Origin of the sequence: Streptomyces chiangmaiensis (assembly GCF_036281785.1) — a bacterium.
Classification (GTDB): domain Bacteria; phylum Actinomycetota; class Actinomycetes; order Streptomycetales; family Streptomycetaceae; genus Streptomyces; species Streptomyces chiangmaiensis.
In genome coordinates this window covers 153051-171690 of the sequence record NZ_JAYWVC010000002.1, presented here as the reverse complement: position 1 = coordinate 171690, position 18640 = coordinate 153051, and the positions used below count along the sequence as shown (strand labels likewise).

The 18640-nt window shown below is 70.4% G+C and carries 18 protein-coding genes, 2 tRNA genes and 1 pseudogene; 15 read left to right on the top strand and 6 right to left on the bottom strand.

The genetic code is table 11. The annotated features are described in order from the left end of the window. The first annotated feature begins 177 nt into the window (after positions 1 to 177). The 3 genes from VXC91_RS01625 to VXC91_RS01615 are packed head-to-tail and all read left to right on the top strand — an operon-like array spanning position 178 to position 2925. Positions 178 to 1230 (top strand): chorismate-binding protein, encoded by a 1053-nt coding sequence (locus tag VXC91_RS01625; RefSeq protein ID WP_329504511.1) that lies wholly within the window; start codon positions 178 to 180, stop codon positions 1228 to 1230. After that, positions 1227 to 2048 (top strand): aminotransferase class IV, encoded by an 822-nt coding sequence (locus VXC91_RS01620; RefSeq protein ID WP_329504510.1) that lies wholly within the window; start codon positions 1227 to 1229, stop codon positions 2046 to 2048. Before VXC91_RS01625 ends, VXC91_RS01620 begins: the two co-directional genes overlap by 4 nt. Positions 2049 to 2100: 52 nt before the next feature. Then, on the top strand, positions 2101 to 2925 hold the full coding sequence (locus VXC91_RS01615) for a GNAT family N-acetyltransferase (RefSeq protein ID WP_329504509.1): 825 nt from the start codon (positions 2101 to 2103) through the stop codon (positions 2923 to 2925). Between the two features lie 3 nt (positions 2926 to 2928). On the opposite strand, the gene VXC91_RS01610 is transcribed toward VXC91_RS01615, so the two are convergent. Beyond that, complete coding sequence (locus tag VXC91_RS01610) at positions 2929 to 3450, bottom strand: DsbA family protein (protein ID WP_329504508.1); 522 nt, start codon at positions 3448 to 3450, stop codon at positions 2929 to 2931. A gap of 236 nt (positions 3451 to 3686) precedes the next feature. Here VXC91_RS01610 and VXC91_RS01605 point away from each other — a divergent pair, with 236 nt between their 5' ends. Further along, positions 3687 to 4130, top strand: a complete 444-nt coding sequence (locus tag VXC91_RS01605) for a hypothetical protein (protein ID WP_329504507.1) — start codon at positions 3687 to 3689, stop codon at positions 4128 to 4130. A gap of 183 nt (positions 4131 to 4313) precedes the next feature. Beyond that, on the top strand, positions 4314 to 4466 hold the full coding sequence (locus VXC91_RS01600; RefSeq protein WP_252423638.1) for a hypothetical protein: 153 nt from the start codon (positions 4314 to 4316) through the stop codon (positions 4464 to 4466). Positions 4467 to 4565: 99 nt separating this feature from the next. Here the strand turns inward: VXC91_RS01600 and VXC91_RS01595 are convergent, their stop codons facing one another. Beyond that, positions 4566 to 5123, bottom strand: a complete 558-nt coding sequence (locus tag VXC91_RS01595) for a CGNR zinc finger domain-containing protein (protein WP_329504505.1) — start codon at positions 5121 to 5123, stop codon at positions 4566 to 4568. Positions 5124 to 5429: 306 nt separating this feature from the next. Further along, positions 5430 to 5843 carry an SsgA family sporulation/cell division regulator gene (locus VXC91_RS01590; protein ID WP_003959770.1) on the bottom strand — a complete coding sequence of 138 codons (414 nt, stop codon included), beginning with the start codon at positions 5841 to 5843 and terminating at the stop codon, positions 5430 to 5432. A 191-nt stretch (positions 5844 to 6034) separates the two neighbouring features. Here VXC91_RS01590 and VXC91_RS01585 point away from each other — a divergent pair, with 191 nt between their 5' ends. From VXC91_RS01585 to VXC91_RS01565, 5 genes are all read left to right on the top strand, one after another. Continuing rightward, the gene (locus VXC91_RS01585; protein WP_329504504.1) at positions 6035 to 6469 is read left to right on the top strand and encodes a TIGR02611 family protein; all 435 of its coding nucleotides are present in this window, start codon (positions 6035 to 6037) and stop codon (positions 6467 to 6469) included. 66 nt (positions 6470 to 6535) lie between these two features. Beyond that, a tRNA-Val gene (locus VXC91_RS01580) sits at positions 6536 to 6607 on the top strand. A gap of 151 nt (positions 6608 to 6758) precedes the next feature. Then, positions 6759 to 7007: a hypothetical protein gene (locus VXC91_RS01575; RefSeq protein ID WP_329504503.1), complete on the top strand. Its 249-nt coding sequence runs from the start codon at positions 6759 to 6761 to the stop codon at positions 7005 to 7007. Positions 7008 to 7254: 247 nt separating this feature from the next. After that, on the top strand, positions 7255 to 7701 hold the full coding sequence (locus VXC91_RS01570; protein WP_329504502.1) for an SRPBCC family protein: 447 nt from the start codon (positions 7255 to 7257) through the stop codon (positions 7699 to 7701). A 39-nt stretch (positions 7702 to 7740) separates the two neighbouring features. After that, positions 7741 to 7812, top strand: a tRNA-Val gene (locus VXC91_RS01565). A gap of 44 nt (positions 7813 to 7856) precedes the next feature. Here VXC91_RS01565 and VXC91_RS01560 read toward each other — a convergent pair. Continuing rightward, a complete protein-coding gene (locus tag VXC91_RS01560) occupies positions 7857 to 8582 on the bottom strand; it encodes a 3'-5' exonuclease (RefSeq protein WP_329504501.1) in 726 nt (241 codons plus the stop codon). 169 nt (positions 8583 to 8751) lie between these two features. Between VXC91_RS01560 and VXC91_RS01555 the strand changes: the two genes are divergently transcribed. From VXC91_RS01555 to VXC91_RS01540, 4 genes are all read left to right on the top strand, one after another. After that, on the top strand, positions 8752 to 9318 hold the full coding sequence (locus VXC91_RS01555) for a DUF4365 domain-containing protein (RefSeq protein WP_329504500.1): 567 nt from the start codon (positions 8752 to 8754) through the stop codon (positions 9316 to 9318). Beyond that, complete coding sequence (locus VXC91_RS01550) at positions 9315 to 10532, top strand: hypothetical protein (RefSeq protein ID WP_329504499.1); 1218 nt, start codon at positions 9315 to 9317, stop codon at positions 10530 to 10532. Before VXC91_RS01555 ends, VXC91_RS01550 begins: the two co-directional genes overlap by 4 nt. A gap of 99 nt (positions 10533 to 10631) precedes the next feature. Further along, a complete protein-coding gene (gene thrS / locus VXC91_RS01545) occupies positions 10632 to 12608 on the top strand; it encodes a threonine--tRNA ligase (protein WP_329504498.1) in 1977 nt (658 codons plus the stop codon). Positions 12609 to 12804: 196 nt separating this feature from the next. Further along, positions 12805 to 13383, top strand: coding sequence for an HIT family protein (locus VXC91_RS01540; RefSeq protein WP_329504497.1), 579 nt, complete (start codon positions 12805 to 12807; stop codon positions 13381 to 13383). A 91-nt stretch (positions 13384 to 13474) separates the two neighbouring features. Here VXC91_RS01540 and VXC91_RS01535 read toward each other — a convergent pair whose 3' ends face one another. Both VXC91_RS01535 and VXC91_RS01530 read right to left on the bottom strand, forming a co-directional pair. Continuing rightward, a complete protein-coding gene (locus VXC91_RS01535) occupies positions 13475 to 15133 on the bottom strand; it encodes a hypothetical protein (RefSeq protein WP_329504496.1) in 1659 nt (552 codons plus the stop codon). A 294-nt stretch (positions 15134 to 15427) separates the two neighbouring features. Then, positions 15428 to 17626: an elongation factor G-like protein EF-G2 gene (locus tag VXC91_RS01530; protein ID WP_329504495.1), complete on the bottom strand. Its 2199-nt coding sequence runs from the start codon at positions 17624 to 17626 to the stop codon at positions 15428 to 15430. A gap of 249 nt (positions 17627 to 17875) precedes the next feature. Between VXC91_RS01530 and pgsA the strand changes: the two are divergent. After that, positions 17876 to 18618 (top strand): annotated as a pseudogene (gene pgsA / locus VXC91_RS01525) (phosphatidylinositol phosphate synthase). The last annotated feature ends 22 nt before the right edge of the window (positions 18619 to 18640 follow it).

The window sequence follows — 18640 nt, the reverse complement described above, 5'->3', positions numbered from 1 at the left end:
TTGTCGTTTCGGTCCGCTCCCACGTCCCGGCGACGTGTTGAACTCTAGCGGATTCCGGAGCCAGTACAAAAACGCGTTTGTGCAGCGTGCTGCGCTGCGCCTGGTCAAGGTCATGGTCAGGGCCCCACGGGGACATGTCCGGGCCACCGACAGGACACCCGCCATAGACTCGAGAGTGTGCTCAACCTGCCTCCTCTCGCACGTTTCGGTGACCGTGTCGCCACCGGTCTCCTCGATGTCACCAGCGACCCCGCAGCCCTCGACTCGGCCGGCTTCTGGGCGGTCTGCGCGGACTACGAGGGGCGTCTGACCTGCGCCCGCTTCGAGGACGTACGGGAGGAGCCCGTGCCCGCCCCGGTGCCGGGCCGATGGCGGGGCCCGGCGACCGGTGACTGGACGTCCTCGCTCGACCGCGCCACGTACACGGCGGGAGTGCGCAAGATCCGCGAGCACATCGCGACCGGCGAGGTCTACCAGGTGAATCTCTGCCGCGTGCTCTCCGCGCCGGTCGCGTCCGACGCGGATGTGGACGCGCTGACCTCCCTGCTGGCGCGCGGCAATCCGGCGCCGTACGCAGGGACGATCCGCCTGCCCGAGCACGGGGTGGAGATCGCCACCGCCTCCCCCGAGCTCTTCCTGCGCCGTGACGACCGGAGTGTCGACTCCGGCCCGATCAAGGGCACCGGGCGCACCGAGGAGGACCTTCTGGAGAAGGACTACGCCGAGAACGTGATGATCGTGGACCTGGTCCGCAACGACCTCGGCCGTGTCTGTACCTCCGGCAGCGTGTCCGTGCCCGACCTGTGCGTCGTCGAGAAGCATCCCGGACTGGTGCACCTCGTCTCCACGGTCCGCGGTGAACTGCGCGCGGACGCGGGCTGGCCGGAGCTGCTCGAGGCCACCTTCCCGGCCGGCTCGATCACCGGTGCGCCCAAGTCCAGCGCCCTGCGGATCATCGACGCCCTGGAGACCGCGCCCCGCGGCCCCTACTGCGGCGGTATCGGCTGGGTCGACGCGGACCGGGGAGTGGGCGAGCTGGCGGTCGGCATCCGCACGTTCTGGATCGACCGGACCCCGGGGGACGCCGCCCTGCTGCGCTTCGGCGCCGGAGCGGGCATCACCTGGGGCTCCGACCCGGAGAGGGAGTGGGAGGAGACCGAACTGAAGGCCGCCCGGCTGCTCACGGTAGCGTCGGGCGCGCACGAGGCGAGTGGAGGGACCCTCACGTGAAGATCTGGCTGGACGGCGGGCTCAAGGACGTCGAGTCCGCCCGCGTCTCCGTCCTGGACCACGGACTGACCGTCGGCGACGGCATCTTCGAGACCGTCAAGACCGTCCACGGACGGCCGTTCGCGCTGACCCGTCACCTCGACCGGCTCACTCGCTCGGCGCGCGGCCTGGGCCTTCCCGACCCCGACCTCGACGAGGTCCGGCGCGCCTGCGCCGCGGTGCTGGAGGCCGAGCCGGTGCCGCTCGGCCGCCTGCGCATCACGTACACCGGCGGCCACGGCCCGCTCGGCTCGGACCGTGGCGACCGGGGTCCGACCCTCGTGGTCGCCGTCGGCGGGACGACCCGGCGTCCCGACGCCACCGCCGTGATCACCGTGCCCTGGACCCGCAACGAACGCGGCGCGCTGGCCGGCCTGAAGACCACGTCGTACGCCGAGAACGTCGTCGCCCTCGCCCGGGCCTCCCAACAGGGCGCCTCCGAGGCACTGTTCGCCAACACCGTCGGGCAGCTCTGCGAAGGCACCGGGTCGAACGTCTTCGTGGTCCTCGACGGCGAGATCCACACCCCGCCGGTCGCCTCCGGCTGCCTCGCGGGCATCACCCGTGCGCTCACCGTCGAGTGGGCGGGTGCCAAGGAGGCCGAACTGCCGCTTGACGTCCTGGAGCGCGCGGACGAGGTCTTCCTCACCTCCACGCTGCGGGACGTGCAGGCGGTGCACCGGGTCGACGGCCGTGAACTGCCGGGTGCGCCGGGTCCGGTGACCGCCAAGGCGATGCGGATCTTCGACGAGCGGGCGCGGAACGACCTCGACCCCTGAGCCGGGCGAAATTCGGCTGCCCCATGGCGCGGCACCGGGTAGAACACCTGTGATGACCACGACCCTGCGGCCGACCGAGCCGCTTCGCCACGACCCGGACGGAACGCGTTCACGGCGCTATCAGGTGTGTGTGAACGGCCGTCCGATCGGTGGGATACACCTGTCCACACACCCCGAGTACGGGCCCACCGTGGCCTGCCTCGCGGACCTGCGTATCGAGGAGCCGGACCGCGGGAGGGGCAGGGGCACCGTGGCCGCGCTGGCCGCCGAGGAGGTGGCGCGCGGCTGGGGCTGCAAGCGCATCGAGGCCTCGGTGCCCGGCGACGCCGAGGCGGCCCTCCGGCTGGCGACGACACTCGGGTACGTCCTGCGCAGCCGGAACATGGAGAAGCGGCTGGAGGCCACCGTGCCCCGGCTGTCCGCCGGCCTCGTCGCCCGTCCCATGACCGAGGCCGAGTACGGCCCGTGGCGGGCACAGGAGCGGGAAAGTTTCGCGCGCAGCCTGATCGAGCGGGGAGCGTCCACCGCCGAGGCGTACGCCAAGGCCGAGCAGAGCGACGTTCGATTCCTGCCGGACGGCCTGGCCAGCGAGAACACGGTGATCAGCGTCCTGGAGAGCGACGGGGATCCGGTCGGCATCCTGTGGCTGGGTCTGTGGCCGGACACCGCGTTCGTCCTGGACGTGGAGGTCCACGCCGAGCACCGGGGCCGCGGCCACGGGCGCACGCTGATGCGGCTCGCCGAGGCGCAGGCGGCCGAGGGCGGTGAGGGGCGCATCGCCCTTCACGTCTTCGCGGGCAATGCCCCGGCCGAACGTCTCTACACCTCGCTGGGGTACGAGACCAGTTCGTACAACTTCTACAAGGACCTGGCCTGAGACTCAGGCCCCCTCGGCCAGCAGCCGGTCCGCGATCTCTTCGATGCGCTCCCGCAGGCCCTCCTGGCTCTTGCCCCCGTCGAGACGCAGGCCGTCGATCACATACGTCGGGGTGCCGGTCACCCCGATGGCCTTGCCCTCGGCCTGGTCGGCGTCGACGATCAGGATGTGCCGGCCGTCGACCAGGGCGGTGTCGAACTCCTCTGCGTCCAGGCCGAGTTCACCGGCCACTTCGACGAGGAACGCCTCGCCCCGGCGGCTCAGCTCCTCGACCCGGCCGAGAACGGCCTCCACGTACGGCCAGCCCTGCCCCTGCGTCAGCGCCTCCTCGGCGGCCTGCGCGGCGGCGAAGGCGTGCGGGTGCTTGTCCAGCGGGAAGTGCCGCAGCCGCAGCTCCAGCCGGTCACCGTAGCGGGCGCGCAGGGCGTGCAGGTCCTCGAGGGCGGTGCGGCAGTCGGGGCACTGGAGTTCGCACCAGACGTCCAGGACGGGGGCGCCGGCGCGGGCGGGGGAGGAGTCACTCATGCTCAACAGTCTCCCAGTCCTTGCGGGCGTGCCCCAAACGGGACCCGACCGGGACAGGTGAGGCGTAGGCGGCACCTGTGGCGCCAGGGGGTGGAGACGGGGCCGCGCCCTGAGGAGGAGCAGACCCGGAGATCTCCCTGAGGTCCGTTTCGACCGTGGCCCGCGGGGTGTGCGGCGGTGCAGGATGGAAGGGACGAACCGACCCTGCCCGAACGATCACCACCCTGGAGGTCGCGATGATTGCCGAGACAGTCTGTTCCGCCGTCTCCGCGGCCGGCCTGGGGATCGCCGCGGTCACGGCCTGGCGCAAGCGCTTCCTGACGGCGGCGCGTATCGCCGCGTACGCGCTGGTGCCGGTCGGCCTGGTGATGACGGGCGTCGTCGGCTGGCTGGCCGACACGGCGTTCAGCCCCACGGCATGGGCGGGCTTCGGCGTGCTCGGTGTCGCCTGGCTGCTGTTCGCGACCACGCGGGCCTTGGAGCGTCGCCGTGGCGGCACCCGCAAGGAACGCAAGGCGGCACGGGCCGCGCAGCGCGAGCCGGTGGCCCCGGCCGCCTCCGCTCCGGCGCTGGGTACCGCAGCTCCCGCGGCGACCCGCCCCAAGGCCACCCCTCGGGCGGGCGACTCCACGGACGACTTCAGTGACATCGAGGCCATCCTGAAGAAGCACGGCATCTGAGGCACGGCATGGTCGCGGGCACGCGTCGAAACGACACAACGGTCGCGCGGCGCCCCGGGATGATCACGGTCGCACACGCCGAGATCAGCTTCGTTCCGTAGATCACGGATATGAGAGAACTCCCCGCCATTCCGAGCGTGTTGATCGCGTAGCGGGTGCTGGCTGCGTCATCATCGCCGCGAGATGCTGGACAGAACCCAGAGCGACACCGCTGCTCCTCCCGAGGAGCGTCGGGGCTGTCTCTTCGCGCTTTCCCAGCCACCGCTGATGATCTTCCTTGCGGTTATCGGCTGCCTGCTGCTCATGGCATCACTGCACGACCTGCTGATGCTCTGAGCCGTATGCGGAGCCCCTGGCGCCACCCGCCGAGGGCTCCGTCAGCCCCCGCTCGGCGCGAACGGGGAGTCACTGCCCGGTCGCCCGGCAGCGCGACACTCAGCCCGCCGCCTCCTTGCGGCGTGCCCGGTACGCGGCCACGTGGAGCCGGTTTCCGCAGGTGCGGCTGTCGCAGTAGCGGCGGGAACGGTTGCGGGAAAGGTCGACGAAGGCGCGCCGGCAGTCCGGCGCCTCGCAGCGGCGCAGCCGCTCCTGTTCCCCGGCGACCACGAAGAACGCCAGGGCCATACCGCAGTCCGCGGCGATGTGATCGGCGACGGAGGCGCCGGGTGCGAAGTAGTGCACGTGCCAGTCGTAGCCGTCGTGGTCGGTGAGCCGGGGCGTCGTCCCGGCTGCCGCGACCAGATCGTTGATCAGCCCTGCGGCGGTCCGGGCGTCCGCCGCGGCGAAGACCGCCGCGAACCGCCCGCGGATCTTCCGCACGGCCGACAGGTCGAACTCCGAGAGGACGCCGACGTCGCTCAGGTCGTGGTCGCGTGCGAAACCGTCGAGGGCGGCGACATCCGGGAGCCCGTCCGTCTCGTCGCCCTCGGGTGTGGTGTTCACCAGATCTACCACGAGGTCGAGCGCGCACCGGGTGTCGTGGGTGATCAACACGTGTCGCTCCCTGGCCTGGGGGTCGGGCGGACGCCCGCCGATGCTGGCCGAGCCTAGCGGCTCCTCGCCGCCATGGGACGGCCGCGGGCCGGGCCGGAGACCGCCTCTTGACGACCGGAACGGCTCCGTGCGGCGCACACGGCCCTCCTCTGACGATCCGGGACGACTTCGTCACCCTCTGTACACACCTGGAACGCCGCCACCGCGACGGTTCGCGGCGACGGCGCCCTGGGTGTGCCGTATGCGGTTGTCCTGGCCCGAGCCGTCTCCCCGAGTGGACGGCGCCGGGCTGTTCGAGGTGTCGCGTCAGCTCTCGGCCAGGATGTGGGAGAGCTCCGTGTCGAGATCGAAATGGCGATGCTCCGTGCCGGGTGGCACGGCGGCGTCGGTCCGCTTCAGGAACGACTCGAGGGCCCGCGCCGGGGCCTCGAGCAGGGCCTCACCCTCCGGGGAACTCAGGGCGATGCACACGACGCCCTGACCGTGGCTGCGGGACGGCCAGACGCGGACGTCGCCCGTCCCTGTGGGCCGGTGCAGGCCCTCTGCGAGGAGGTCGCGGGCGAACACCCACTCGACGGTCTCCTCGGCTCCGGTGTGGAAAGTGGCGTGCACGGCGTAGGGATCGGCCGTGTCATACCGCAGTCCCGCGGGTACAGGCAGTGAGGACTCGCTCGACACAACGAGGCGCAGGTGCAGCTCGCAGCTGACCGTGGTGTTCATAAGCGCCAAGGCCTTTCGCTCAGTGTGCGCTCGGGGATTCGCACGTCGGCGAAATCGACATGCCACCTACGGTGCCGTTGTAAACCCCTCTGAGTGTTTTGCCTTTCTTTGCGTAGCTCATCCGGCCGAGATCGCGTTTGTGTGGTTCGCCCAATCTGGTGACCGGTTTCTCTCCGGTAGGCTTTGTTCGCATGAATACGGGGAGTGACGAGCGGGGCAAGATCGCCGTGGCTGCGAAGGAAACGAAGGCGGAGCGAGCGCTCGGTTCCCGGGCGCCGGAATTCATCAAGGCGCGAAGGGTGCTGCACCTGAGCTGGCAGGTGAGCGTCTTCGTGATCGGTCTCGCGATCGTCGCCGTGGGTGTGGTCCTGCTTCCGCTGCCCGGTCCGGGCTGGCTGGTGATCTTCGCCGGCATGGCGCTCTGGGCGACCGAGTTCGTCTGGGCGCAGTTGGTGCTGCGCTGGACGAAGCGCAAGGTCACCGAGGCGGCCCAGCGTGCCCTCGACCCCAAGGTGCGCCGGCGCAACATCGTCCTGACGACGGTCGGCGTGACGATCGTGGCGGTGCTCGCGGGCGCCTACGTCTGGAGGTTCGGCGTGGCGATGCCCTGGAACATCGAGCAGTAGCGCTCCGTCGCCGTCGGCAGCTGGTCGGAGGCGCACCTGACATGCGGTAATGTGCTCCGTACGCCCGGGCGATTAGCTCAGCGGGAGAGCGCTTCGTTCACACCGAAGAGGTCACTGGTTCGATCCCAGTATCGCCCACAAGGTCGAGGGCGGTGTGCACTCACGAGCACCGTGAGTCACGCCGCCCTCGTCGTGTGTCCGTACGGGGACCGGCGGGGAGCGTCTGCTCGAAACGATTCACGACGCGGCCGACGGGGGTCGGAAGGTTACGTTCCGTTACGCCCGGTGAGTGTCGATCGATGACGCGAAAAGAGCCGACCGGTCCGTCGCGCCCTCCGAAAAGAACTGTCCGAAGATCGAGAAGATCAAGATGGGGACGGACTTCCCGGATTGTGTCCCGTTCCGGGAGGTGTTCCAGCGCCAGGGAGCGGACGGAAATCCTCCGGCCGTATTCCGGAACATCGCGGCATGTCTCGAGAAGTACGACAAAAGGGGTGTTCTCTTCGGTTTCAAGTCCTGCCGGACGCCGGGAATATGAGTGCCGGCCAGTTCCGGGAAGAGGTCCGGTACTTCGGCCCAGGGGGTGCGACGGAGTGGCGGGCGAACGGCAGCAACCACCGGGCAGGGCAGGCAGCCGACTTCGGTGACCGCGGGACACGGTGTTTCCGGGGGGAGCGCCGCCGCACGGGCGGCGGCGCTCGCAGCCGCATTGTGGTCCGCGTCCGCCCGGGCGGCATGAGTACGCGTACTCAATCGGCGGCGCCGGTCGCGGGCAGACTCTGTTCATGGACTGGACGCACTACCGCTTCCGCAGCCTGTGGACTCTGCCCGTGCCGCCCGCCGCCGTGTACGCGGTGCTGGAGCGGCCCGAGGAGTACCCGAGGTGGTGGCGCCAGGTGCGGGACGTGACCCGGCTCGACGACACGACCGGTGTCGTCCGGATCCGCTCGCTGCTGCCGTACGACCTGACCTTCACGGCGCGCGAGGTGCGGCGCGACCCGGAGGCCGGGGTCCTGGAGGCGGTGCTGTCCGGCGACGTCGACGGTTGGGCACGCTGGACGGTCACCGCGGCCGCATCCGGTTCCCTCGCCCGCTACGACCAGGTGGTCGATGTGAACAAACCTCTGCTCAGCAGGCTCGCCGTGCCGGGGCGGCCCTTCTTCCTCGCCAACCACTGGCTGATGATGCGCGCCGGGCGGCGGGGACTCCTCGCCCATCTCCAAGCGGTTTGAAGGAACCCGGCCCGGACCTGTATTGTTCGGTGCGTTCCCGGGCGATTAGCTCAGTGGGAGAGCGCTTCGTTCACACCGAAGAGGTCACTGGTTCGAACCCAGTATCGCCCACCCGGAGAAGACCGGTCCGTCATGGCGGGCCGGTTTTCGCTTGTTCAGGCGGCCGCCGGCAGTTCCGGCCGCAGCGGCCACGCCGGGTCCACCGACTCCTCGGTACCGCTGCGCGCGAACCAGGCCTGCAGCCCGCGCGCCTGCGCCGCGTGCCATGTCGTCTGCAAGGTGTGCAGCTCGGCCGGCGTCAGCCGGTCCAGACGGGCCGCGAAACGGCGCCCCACGGCCCGTACGACGTCCATCGCGGCCGCCGCGTCCGCCGCCGCGTCGTGTGCTCCGTCCAGCACGACTCCGTAGTGCGCGCACAGGTCGGTGAGCGTGCGGCGGCCCTTGCGGTAGCGGTCCAGATGCTTGTCGAGGACCCGCGGGTCCAGCACGCGCAGTGGCGCCGATGTGAACCAGTCCTCGAGCGAGGACGCACGGTGCCGGCGCAACTCCCGGTCCAGCAGCGTCAGATCGAACGGCGCGTTCATCACCACCAGCGGCCGGCCCCGGACGGCCTGCTCGCCCAGTTCCCTGGCTATCTCCTCCATCACCGGCGACGGCCAGCGGCCGTTGCGCTGCAGATGCTCCTCCGTCAGCCCGTGCACCGCCGTCGCCTCGGCGGGTACCGGCACACCCGGGTTCACCAGCCACCGGCTCACCCGCGGCCGGGCGCCCGGGGCGTCCTGGACGACGACGGCGGCCGACACGATCCGGTCGGTCTCGACGTCAACTCCTGTGGTCTCTGTGTCAAAGGCGGCCAGAGGGCCCTCGTACCAGCACGTCATGCCTACACAACTCCTCGTTCACCCTTGGCAGCTGACGCACCGTCTTCTGCCCGTTTGGTGATACCCGGGCTGTTTGCGTCGTACGCCGGAAGGACACAACAGGAGTACGGGTCTTTGCAGTTCACGGGCCCGTCACGGGGACTCTCTCAGCTGGGAAGGCTTTTTGGTCATGGCGATAGCGCAGCCCGAACGGGGCGGGCTGCTGCCCGAGCGGACGGCACCCCATCGCGGCACACTCGCCACCACCGCCTGCATGGAGACGTTGCAGGTGGGCTATCTGCACGCGGTCGCTGCCGCGGCCGGCTGCTCACTGTCACAGCCCTTTCCGGACAACGGCATCGACTGGCACGTCAGTCACAGCGCGCCCGGGCACACGGTGGACGACGAGGTCACCATCAAGGTGCAGCTGAAATGCACCTACCAGATCCCGCCGAACCCACCGGGCCGCTTCTTCTCGTTCACGCTCGACAACGAGCATCTGGCGAAGCTCGCCCGCACCCCGGTGTCGGTGCACAAGATCCTGGTCGTGATGATCGTTCCGCGGTCCCAGGAGCAATGGCTGCGGGCCGGCCACGACCGGCTCGACCTGCGGCACTGCTGCTACTGGGTCAACCTGGCCGGACACCCGATCACGGGCCGGCGCCGCACCACCGTACGCATCCCCACTTCACGCATATTCGACGACCGAGCCCTGTGCGAGATCATGACCCGGGTCGGAACGGGAGGCAGACCGTGACACACCGTCCCCTCGACGAGCCGGCCCGCGCCGTGCGGCCGCACCCGGCCGAGCCGCTGTGGAACCAGCCGCCCGCGCCCGACCAGGTCGATCCCACCGTGCTCGGCGCCCTGCTGGACCGCCACGGTTGGCAGCGCCGGGGCGGAGCCGCCGGGCGCTACGGCCGGTGGACCCCACCGGGCCCGGGCGGCGGCCGCACAAGTCTGCTGGTGCCGGAGAGCCGAGCCTTCCCCGACAGCGACGACCTGATAGGCGAGGCCCTCGTCGCGCTGTCCCGCAGCGGCTCGCCCGCGGCCAGGGACGTGCTCCTCGGGCTGGCCGTGCCCAGCGACGAGATCCACTGGTGGCGGGACGTCCCGGCGGGACCCGCGGGCGCGGCGCCCTGGGCCGTCGAGGACCAGCTGCGCTCCGCCGCCCGCCAGATGCTGATGGCGGGCGCGCTGGCCGCACGCGCGCGTGCGGGTTACTACGGCGCCCGCCACCGCAGGCCCGCGGCGGCATCTCTGGAACATGTGCTGGTCGGCGCGGCCGCCGGCGGCCGCCGGCTCACCGCCTTCACGCCCGTCTCCACCGGCAGGCCGCTCGCCGTGCGCCTGCACCAGGCCCTGAACGCGGCCAGGGAGGCCATCGACTACAAACGGGCCACCGGTGGCATGGACGCCTTCGACGCCGCCGTGGAGGCAGGCGTGAGCCACGAGCTGACCGAGGCGCTGGTCGCCCTCGTACGCGGATCCGAGGGTGCCCGGATCGCCGTCGAGTGGGCGCCCGCCGCCGGTGTCCCCGAGGGCTGCGCGGCGCCCGGCGAGCCGGTCGAGTTCTCACCGGGCGACCTGCCCGTGCTGCGCGAGGCCTCGGCCCGCTATCAGCGGGAGGAGCCGTCCGTGCCGGTGCGGATCACCGGGGCCGTCGTCCGGCTGCGCAGGTCGGGGCCCCGGGGTGAAGGCACCGTACGGCTGCGGGTCATCGCCGGGGCCGAGGTTCCTCACGTCCGGATGACGCTGGACGAGGAGTCCTACCGGATCGCAGGGCACGCCCACCTCGTCGGCCTGCCGGTGCGGGTGCACGGGCGGCTGGAGAGCCGGGGCGGCTTCCGGCGCCTGGTGGCGGCGTCCGGAGTGGCACCGGTGCAGGTCGACGAGGCCGAGCGGGACCGGCTGATGAAGTCGCTGCAGGAGAACCTGGACTTCTTCGAAGAGGCCTGCGGCGGGGACTGACCGTAACCGTTTCGCGGAGGATGGCCGCGGGTCGGTACGATCCGGTAGTGCGCGCGCTCCAGGTATGGCGCCGCATCCACCAGCAGTCAGGAGAGACCGGTGTCAGACGTCCGTGTGATCATCCAACGCGATTCCGAGCGGGAAGAGCGCGTGGTGACGACGGGCACTACGGCCGCCGACCTCTTCGCCGGCGAGCGCTCGATCATCGCCGCGCGCGTGGGCGGGGAGCTGAAGGACCTCGCGTACGAGGTGAAGGACGGCGAGACCGTCGACGGCGTCGAGATCTCCTCCGAAGACGGCCTCAACATCCTTCGGCACTCCACCGCGCATGTGATGGCCCAGGCCGTGCAGGAGCTGTTCCCGGAGGCCAAGCTGGGCATCGGCCCGCCGGTCAAGGACGGCTTCTACTACGACTTCGACGTCGAGAAGCCGTTCACGCCCGAGGATCTCAAGGCCATCGAGAAGAAGATGCAGGAGATCCAGAAGCGTGGCCAGCGCTTCGAGCGCCGTGTGGTCACCGACGAGGCCGCCCGTGAGGAGCTCGCGAAGGAGCCGTACAAGCTGGAGCTGATCGGCCTCAAGGGGTCGCCCTCCAGCGAGGACGGCGCGGACGTCGAGGTGGGCGCCGGCGAGCTGACGATGTACGACAACCTTGACGCCAAGACCGGCGAGCTGTGCTGGAAGGACCTCTGCCGCGGTCCCCACCTGCCCTCCACCCGGAACATTCCGGCGTTCAAGCTGATGCGCAACGCGGCCGCCTACTGGCGCGGCAGCGAGAAGAACCCGATGCTCCAGCGCATCTACGGCACCGCTTGGCCGTCGAAGGACGAGCTGAAGGCGTACCTGGACTTCCTCGCCGAGGCCGAGAAGCGCGACCACCGCAAGCTGGGCTCCGAACTCGACCTGTTCTCCATCCCGGAGCAGATCGGCTCGGGTCTTGCCGTCTTCCACCCCAAGGGCGGCATCGTCCGCCGGGTCATGGAGGACTACTCGCGCCGGCGTCACGAGGAAGAGGGCTACGAGTTCGTCTACACCCCGCACGCGACGAAGGGAAAGCTCTTCGAGACGTCGGGCCACCTGGACTGGTACGCCGAGGGCATGTACCCGCCCATGCAGCTCGACGAGGGCGTGGACTACTACCTCAAGCCCATGAACTGCCCGATGCACAACCTGATCTTCGACGCGCGCGGCCGCTCCTATCGTGAACTGCCGCTGCGCTTCTTCGAGTTCGGGACCGTCTACCGGTACGAGAAGTCGGGCGTCGTGCACGGCCTCACCCGCGCCCGCGGCTTCACCCAGGACGACGCGCACATCTACTGCACGCGTGAGCAGATGGCCGACGAGCTCGACAAGACGCTCACCTTCGTGCTGAACCTGCTGCGCGACTACGGCCTCACGGACTTCTACCTGGAGCTGTCCACCAAGGACCCGGAGAAGTTCGTCGGCTCGGACGACGCCTGGGAGGAAGCCACCGAGACCCTTCGCCAGGTCGCCGAGAAGCAGGGCCTCCCGCTGGTCCCGGACCCGGGCGGCGCCGCCTTCTACGGCCCGAAGATCTCCGTCCAGACGAAGGACGCGATCGGCCGCACCTGGCAGATGTCGACGGTCCAGCTGGACTTCAACCTGCCCGAGCGCTTCGACCTCGAGTACACCGGCCCGGACGGCTCGAAGCAGCGCCCGGTGATGATCCACCGCGCCCTCTTCGGCTCGATCGAGCGGTTCTTCGCGGTGCTTCTCGAGCACTACGCGGGCGCGTTCCCGGCGTGGCTCGCCCCGGTGCAGGCGGTCGGCATCCCGATCGGCGACGCGCATGTGGAGTATCTGGAGCGGTTCGCCGCCGCGGCCCGGAAGAAGGGGCTGCGCGTCGAGGTGGACTCCTCCTCGGACCGCATGCAGAAGAAGATCCGCAACGCCCAGAAGCAGAAGGTGCCCTTCATGGTCATCGCGGGCGACGAGGACATGGCGGCCGGATCGGTCTCGTTCCGCTTCCGGGACGGCTCGCAGGAGAACGGCATTCCGTTCGACGAGGCCATCGCCAAGATCGTGAAGGTCGTCGAGGAGCGGGCGCAGGTCTGACGCGTACGTGATGGAGGGCCCCCGGGGGCGTTCCCCGGGGCCCTCCGCCGAGGCGAGACAGAGCAGTGAGGCGACCCCGAGCGGGTCCCGTCCGCCGCTCCCAGCAGGCCGTACGGCTGTCGTCGTGTATCGGGCCGGCTTGGCTCGGGGCGGATTTCGCCGAGCCCGCCGACACGCCGCGAACGGGTGAAGCCATATGCTGCACTGCATGACCAGTGAGCCGGAGCAGCAGATCGGAGTGGGAACGCAGGACGCGTTCCAGCGCCTGTGGACGCCCCACCGGATGGCCTACATCCAGGGCGAGAACAAGCCGACCGGTCCGGGGGCCGGCGACGGCTGCCCGTTCTGCGCGATCCCGGCCAAGTCCGACGAGGACGGGCTGATCGTCAAACGCGGCGAGCAGGTGTACGCGGTGCTCAATCTGTACCCGTACAACGGCGGCCATCTGATGATCGTGCCCTACCGCCACGTCGCCGACTACACGGACCTCACGGAACCGGAGACCGTGGAACTCGCCGAGCTGACCAAGCAGGCCATGACCGCCCTGCGCACGGCCTCGGGCGCCCACGGCTTCAACATCGGCATGAACCAGGGCACGGTCGCCGGCGCGGGCATCGCCGCTCATCTCCACCAGCACATCGTTCCGCGCTGGGGTGGCGACACGAACTTCATGCCGGTGATCGGCCACACCAAGGTGCTGCCGCAGCTGCTGGCGGACACCCGCAAGATGCTGGCGGAGGCGTGGCCCACGGACAGCGGGCCCTCCGGGGCGTGACAGCGAGGACGCCGAGGCGGATGAGGGGGACCGGAGCGGCAGCCCCCGAGGACGGCCGCCCCACTGCGCGCCGGTCCGGCCGGCGCGGGCACTACGCGTCGTAGACGTCGGCCTTCCGCGGTGACACGTCCTGCACCTGCGTGCTGAGGAACGTCGACCGTGTGCCGAACTTCTCCGTGTCCACGCCGTTCTCCTCCAGCACCCGGATCGCCGCCGCGTGCACCACTCGCAGCACCGGCGTGGCCGCGCGCAGCGCGTCGTCCGCCATGAAACGGTGCCGCCACGGCTGGTCCGCCCAGGCGTGCCGCAGGCCGAACGGCTCGGGCAGCGTCAGCGAGCCGCCGAGCCAGTTCAGCAGGGGCGGATACGCGGTGAAGGGGGCGCGGACCGCGAGCCGCACCACCTCGTCCGTGTCCACCAGCGGCAGCTTCACCTCTCGTGTCTCCCAGAACCTGACCTGCTTCTGCACCTTCTTGGTCGGCGCCTTGGGTTTGGTCGTGAACAAGGCGTTCACCGGGCCCAGGGCGTGCCCGGTGACCTCGATGCGCAGCGTCTCGTGCAGCACCGTCACGGTGATCAGCATGGTGATGATCAACTGGCCGTCCCAGAGCGTCCACTGGACCCCCAGGTAGTGCCGCTCACCCCCGCCGAACTGCTGCTTGTTGCAGATCTCCTGTATGGCGTGGGGTTTGATCTGGTACGCGTCCACGTCCGTGCCCTTGGGACGCGACACCTCCTTGGCCTTCTCCCCGATGGGACTGACGATCCAGTGCCGGATCGACGGGGTCGGGAAGCCGCCGGTGTTGAGCGGACCACGCGTCAGCATGCCCAACTGGTGGTGGACGGCCTTGATCACATCCCAGCTGCGGAAGGGGTGGATCTCCTTGTCCTTCTCGCGCGGCACCAGGTCCTCGGCCAGCTGCCAGCTGCCCCAGCGGGTGCCCATCCCGAGGATGCCCTTGGGCCCGGCGTAGAAGACGGAGTTGGACTGCTGCTCGGCGCTGAGCCGCGCGAGCGCCTGGCGCAGCCGCTCGGCGGAGGTCTCGCCGGGGCTTCCGGGCACCGCCTCGGGGATCTTCGCGCCGAGGCCGCCGCCGGCGAGCAGGCTCTCCCAGCGCTCCCGCAGGTCCTTCGCCGTCCGCTCGCAGATCTGCTTCGCCCACAACCAGCCGACGACGGGCATGACGACGGAGGCGCGGGCGTACAACGCCCAGAAGCCCGTGAACGGCATGCGGATCAGGAAGATCACGGCAAGGGCGCCCACACCGACCAGCAGCGCGGTGCCGAGGGCGGAGGCGCGCTTGTCGTCGCGCCTGGCCACGGAGGCTCGGATCTGGAACACCAGCAGCCACACCAGCATCCCCGGCAGGAACAGCACTCCGCACAGCACCGTCACCGCGGAGAGCCAGTTGTCGCGCTCCCTGCGGATGCGGTGGGCGGCCAGGCAGTGCTCCACGACCACCTGAGGTTCGGTACCGAAGGACTGGATGAGTGGCTTGCGATTGGCGCCCAGCATGCGGTCCCGCACCGCGAGCGAGAAGGCCTCACCGAGGTTGGGCCGGAGTATCTTCGCCCACGCACGGCCGGGGTTGACCGTCGACTGGTGCCATTCGTTGTCGGCGTCGAGGATCGTCTCGAGCTTCGCGTCCCGGTAGGCCGCCGACGCCAGGGCATAGGTCGCCGCCGTCTGGCCCGCGGACCCCGAGAGGGGCACCTGCGCCCCGGGGCTGAAATCGAATCCGTCCGTCACTGCCGCCCCCTCGCCGCCGAACCCGCTCCTGCGGCCTTCCCGACTTCCTTGCTCCGCACACCTGTTGAACAGGTCATCGCGCTGATCGCGTCTTCACGTGATCAGGTGATCAGCGTATCCGCACACAGCGCCACGCGTCGGCGGACGGCCCACAAGCCCGTGGACAGGCGCGCGCCTGCCCGGAGCCGGGTGACCGCCCGCGCCCGGCCCTTCGGGCCTTCGCGCGGTCGGCCTCCCGGCTCCGGCGTCCCCTCGGCCCGATCGCGCCGCGGACGTGAAGCGAGCCGGGTCCGACTACGAGGCGTCCTGCGCCTGTTCGCGCACCTTCGCCGCAAGCTGCGGCGGCATCGGCTCGTGCCGCGCGTAGGAGCGGCTGAAGCGAGCGGTGCCGTGCGAGAGGGAGCGCAGGTCGACCGAGTAGCGGCCGATCTCGATCTCCGGCACCTCGGCCCGTACGAGGGTGCGGCCGCCGCTCGTCTGCTCGGTGCCCAGCACCCGGCCGCGCCGCCCGGACAAATCGCTCATCACGGCGCCCACATAGTCGTCGCCGACGAGCACCGACACCTCCGCGACGGGTTCCAGAAGGTGGATCGTGGCGCCGGCCGCCGCCTCGCGCAGGGCGAGCGCTCCCGCCGTCTGGAAGGCGGCGTCGGAGGAGTCCACGGAGTGCGCCTTGCCGTCCAGGAGCGTGATCCGGACGTCGACGAGGGGGTGACCTGCGGCCAGGCCCTTGGCGGCCTGTGCGCGCACGCCCTTCTCGACGGAGGGGATGAACTGACGCGGGACGGCTCCGCCGACCACCTTGTCCACGAACTCGACGCCGGAGCCGCCGGGCAGCGGTTCGACCTCGATCTCACAGATCGCGTACTGGCCGTGCCCGCCCGACTGCTTCACATGGCGGCCGCGCCCGGCGGACCTGCCCGCGAACGTCTCCCGCAGGGAGACCTTGTGCGGCACCACGTCGACCTGGACGCCGTACCGGTTGCGCAGCCGTTCCAGGGCCACGTCCGCGTGGGCCTCGCCCAGGCACCAGAGCACGACCTGGTGGGTGTCCTGGTTCTGCTCCAGCCGCATGGTCGGGTCCTCGGCGACCAGCCGTGCGAGTCCTTGACTGAGCTTGTCCTCGTCCGCCTTGCTGTGCGCCTGGATGGCCAGCGGCAGCAGCGGGTCGGGCATCTCCCACGGTTCCATGAGCAGCGGGTCGTCCCTGGCCGAGAGCGTGTCCCCGGTCTCCGCCCGGTTCAGCTTCGCCACGGACGCCAGATCGCCCGCGATGCAGTGGCTCAGGGAGCGCTGCTGCTTGCCGAACGGCGCGGACAGGGCCCCGATGCGCTCGTCGACGTCGTGGTCCTCGTGCCCTCGGTCGGCCAGCCCGTGCCCGGAGACGTGCACCGTGTCGTCGGGGCGCAGTGTGCCCGAGAACACCCGCACCAGCGAGACGCGGCCCACATAGGGGTCGGAGGACGTCTTGACGACCTCCGCCACGAGCGGTCCGTCCGGGTCGCACAGCGCGAGCTCGCGCGGCTTGCCGTCCGGAGTGGTGACGGCGAGCGCCGCCCGCTCCAGCGGGGTGGGGAAGCCGCCCTTGACCAGCTCCAGCAGCTCCACCGTGCCGAGGCCCTGACGAGCGCCGTCGGCGGCGGGCGCGGCGGCCAGGACCGGGAAGAACGTGCCGCGCGCGACGGCCCGCTCCAGGTCCTGGATCAGCGTGCCGAGGTCGATCTCCTCGCCCGCCAGATAGCGGTCCATGAGAGTTTCGTCCTCGCTTTCCGCGATGATCCCCTCGATGAGCCGGTTGCGGGCCTCCTCGATGCGCGGCAACTGATCGGTCCCGGGCTCGGACTCCCTGCGCTCGCCGGAGGAGTAGTCGAACAGCTTCTGCGTGAGCAGCCCGGTCAGCCCGGTCACCGGCGCGTGCCCGTCCGGTCCCGGCGCGCCGTGCAACGGCAGGTACAGCGGCAGCACGGCGTCGGGGTCGTCCCCACCGAACGCTTCGGCACAGACCCGGGTCATCCCCTCGAAGTCGGCCCGGGCGGCTTCCAGGTGTGTGATCACGAGGGCACGCGGCATGCCGACGGCCGCGCACTCGTCCCACACCATCCGGGTCGAGCCGTCCACCCCGTCCGAGGCGGAGACGACGAAAAGGGCCGCGTCCGCGGCGCGCAGACCGGCCCGGAGCTCCCCGACGAAGTCGGCGTATCCAGGAGTGTCCAAAAGGTTGATCTTGACCCCGTCCCAGTCGACGGGGACCAGGGAGAGCTGCACTGAGCGCTGCTGCCGGTGCTCGATCTCGTCGTAGTCCGAGACGGTGCCGCCGTCCTCCACACGGCCCGCCCGGTTCACGGCTCCCGCTGTGAGCGCGAGAGCCTCCACCAGAGTCGTCTTGCCCGATCCGCTGTGGCCGACCAGCACCACATTCCGTACGGACGCGGGGTGGTCGGCCGCCGTGGCCCTGCCGGCGGCTCCGGTGTGTGCATTCGTCTTGTCGCCCATGATCCTGCCTCCCGTGCACGGTGAGGTCACTGGGGGCGCGGACATGCGGATCCGCGTGCGATGGCGGCTCCGTGACGCCCGCGGTGAATTCGAGCTTTGCACTCGCGTCACGGTGCGTCCATACGAAGGACGCGATCCCGCCTTCCGGCCGTGTTCGGCGCGTGGCGACCGCTTCGTGATCGCGACGCCGTCATGACGTGACACGGAGTGTGGGTGCCCGGGCCTCGCTCGCACGCGTGCGTGACTACGATGGGCCCGCCGGTGGCCACCAGGGGCCGCGCGGCTCACCGACCGTCGGGAAGGCCATGCTGAACAAGTACGCGCGTGCATTCTTCACGCGTGTCCTCACACCGTTCGCCGCGTTTCTCATCCGCCGGGGCGTCAGCCCCGACACGGTCACACTCATCGGTACCGCCGGTGTGATCGCGGGCGCGTTGGTCTTCTACCCCCGGGGCGAGTTCTTCTGGGGCACGGTCGTCATCACGCTGTTCGTGTTCTCGGACCTCGTCGACGGCAACATGGCCCGCCAGCTGGGCCGCACCAGCCGCTGGGGCGCCTTCCTGGACTCCACGCTCGACCGGGTCGCGGACGGCGCGATCTTCGGCGGTTTCGCCCTGTGGTACGCGGGCAAGGGCGACAACGACCTGCTGTGCGCGGTCTCGCTCTTCTGTCTGGCCAGCGGGCAGGTGGTGTCATACACCAAGGCCCGGGGCGAGTCGATCGGCCTGCCCGTGGCGGTCAACGGACTCGTGGAGCGCGCGGAGCGCCTGGTCATCTCGCTGGTCGCGGCCGGTTTCGCCGGACTGCACAAGTTCGGCGTACCCGGCATCCAGGTGCTGCTGCCGATCGCCCTGTGGATCGTCGCCGTCGGCAGCCTGGTCACCTTGGTCCAGCGCGTCGTCACGGTGCGCCGGGAATCGGCCGAGGCGGACGCCGCCGCGGCCGCGGAGAAGAGCGAGAATGCCGAGCATGGGAGCGGGGCGGCGAAGTGATCGGCGGGCAGGACGGGCGGGA

Excerpts from the sequence above, each read along its gene's own strand:
- VXC91_RS01530 (WP_329504495.1), bottom strand. The coding sequence starts at position 17,626 with ATGGGCGACAAGACGAATGCACACACCGGAGCCGCCGGCAGGGCCACG.
- VXC91_RS01615 (WP_329504509.1), top strand. The coding sequence starts at position 2,101 with ATGACCACGACCCTGCGGCCGACCGAGCCGCTTCGCCACGACCCGGAC.
- VXC91_RS01610 (WP_329504508.1), bottom strand. The coding sequence starts at position 3,450 with ATGAGTGACTCCTCCCCCGCCCGCGCCGGCGCCCCCGTCCTGGACGTC.
- VXC91_RS01540 (WP_329504497.1), top strand. The coding sequence starts at position 12,805 with ATGCTGCACTGCATGACCAGTGAGCCGGAGCAGCAGATCGGAGTGGGA.
- VXC91_RS01590 (WP_003959770.1), bottom strand. The coding sequence starts at position 5,843 with ATGAACACCACGGTCAGCTGCGAGCTGCACCTGCGCCTCGTTGTGTCG.
- VXC91_RS01555 (WP_329504500.1), top strand. The coding sequence starts at position 8,752 with ATGGCGATAGCGCAGCCCGAACGGGGCGGGCTGCTGCCCGAGCGGACG.
- VXC91_RS01560 (WP_329504501.1), bottom strand. The coding sequence starts at position 8,582 with ATGACGTGCTGGTACGAGGGCCCTCTGGCCGCCTTTGACACAGAGACC.
- VXC91_RS01600 (WP_252423638.1), top strand. The coding sequence starts at position 4,314 with ATGCTGGACAGAACCCAGAGCGACACCGCTGCTCCTCCCGAGGAGCGT.
- VXC91_RS01605 (WP_329504507.1), top strand. The coding sequence starts at position 3,687 with ATGATTGCCGAGACAGTCTGTTCCGCCGTCTCCGCGGCCGGCCTGGGG.
- VXC91_RS01585 (WP_329504504.1), top strand. The coding sequence starts at position 6,035 with ATGAATACGGGGAGTGACGAGCGGGGCAAGATCGCCGTGGCTGCGAAG.
- VXC91_RS01570 (WP_329504502.1), top strand. The coding sequence starts at position 7,255 with ATGGACTGGACGCACTACCGCTTCCGCAGCCTGTGGACTCTGCCCGTG.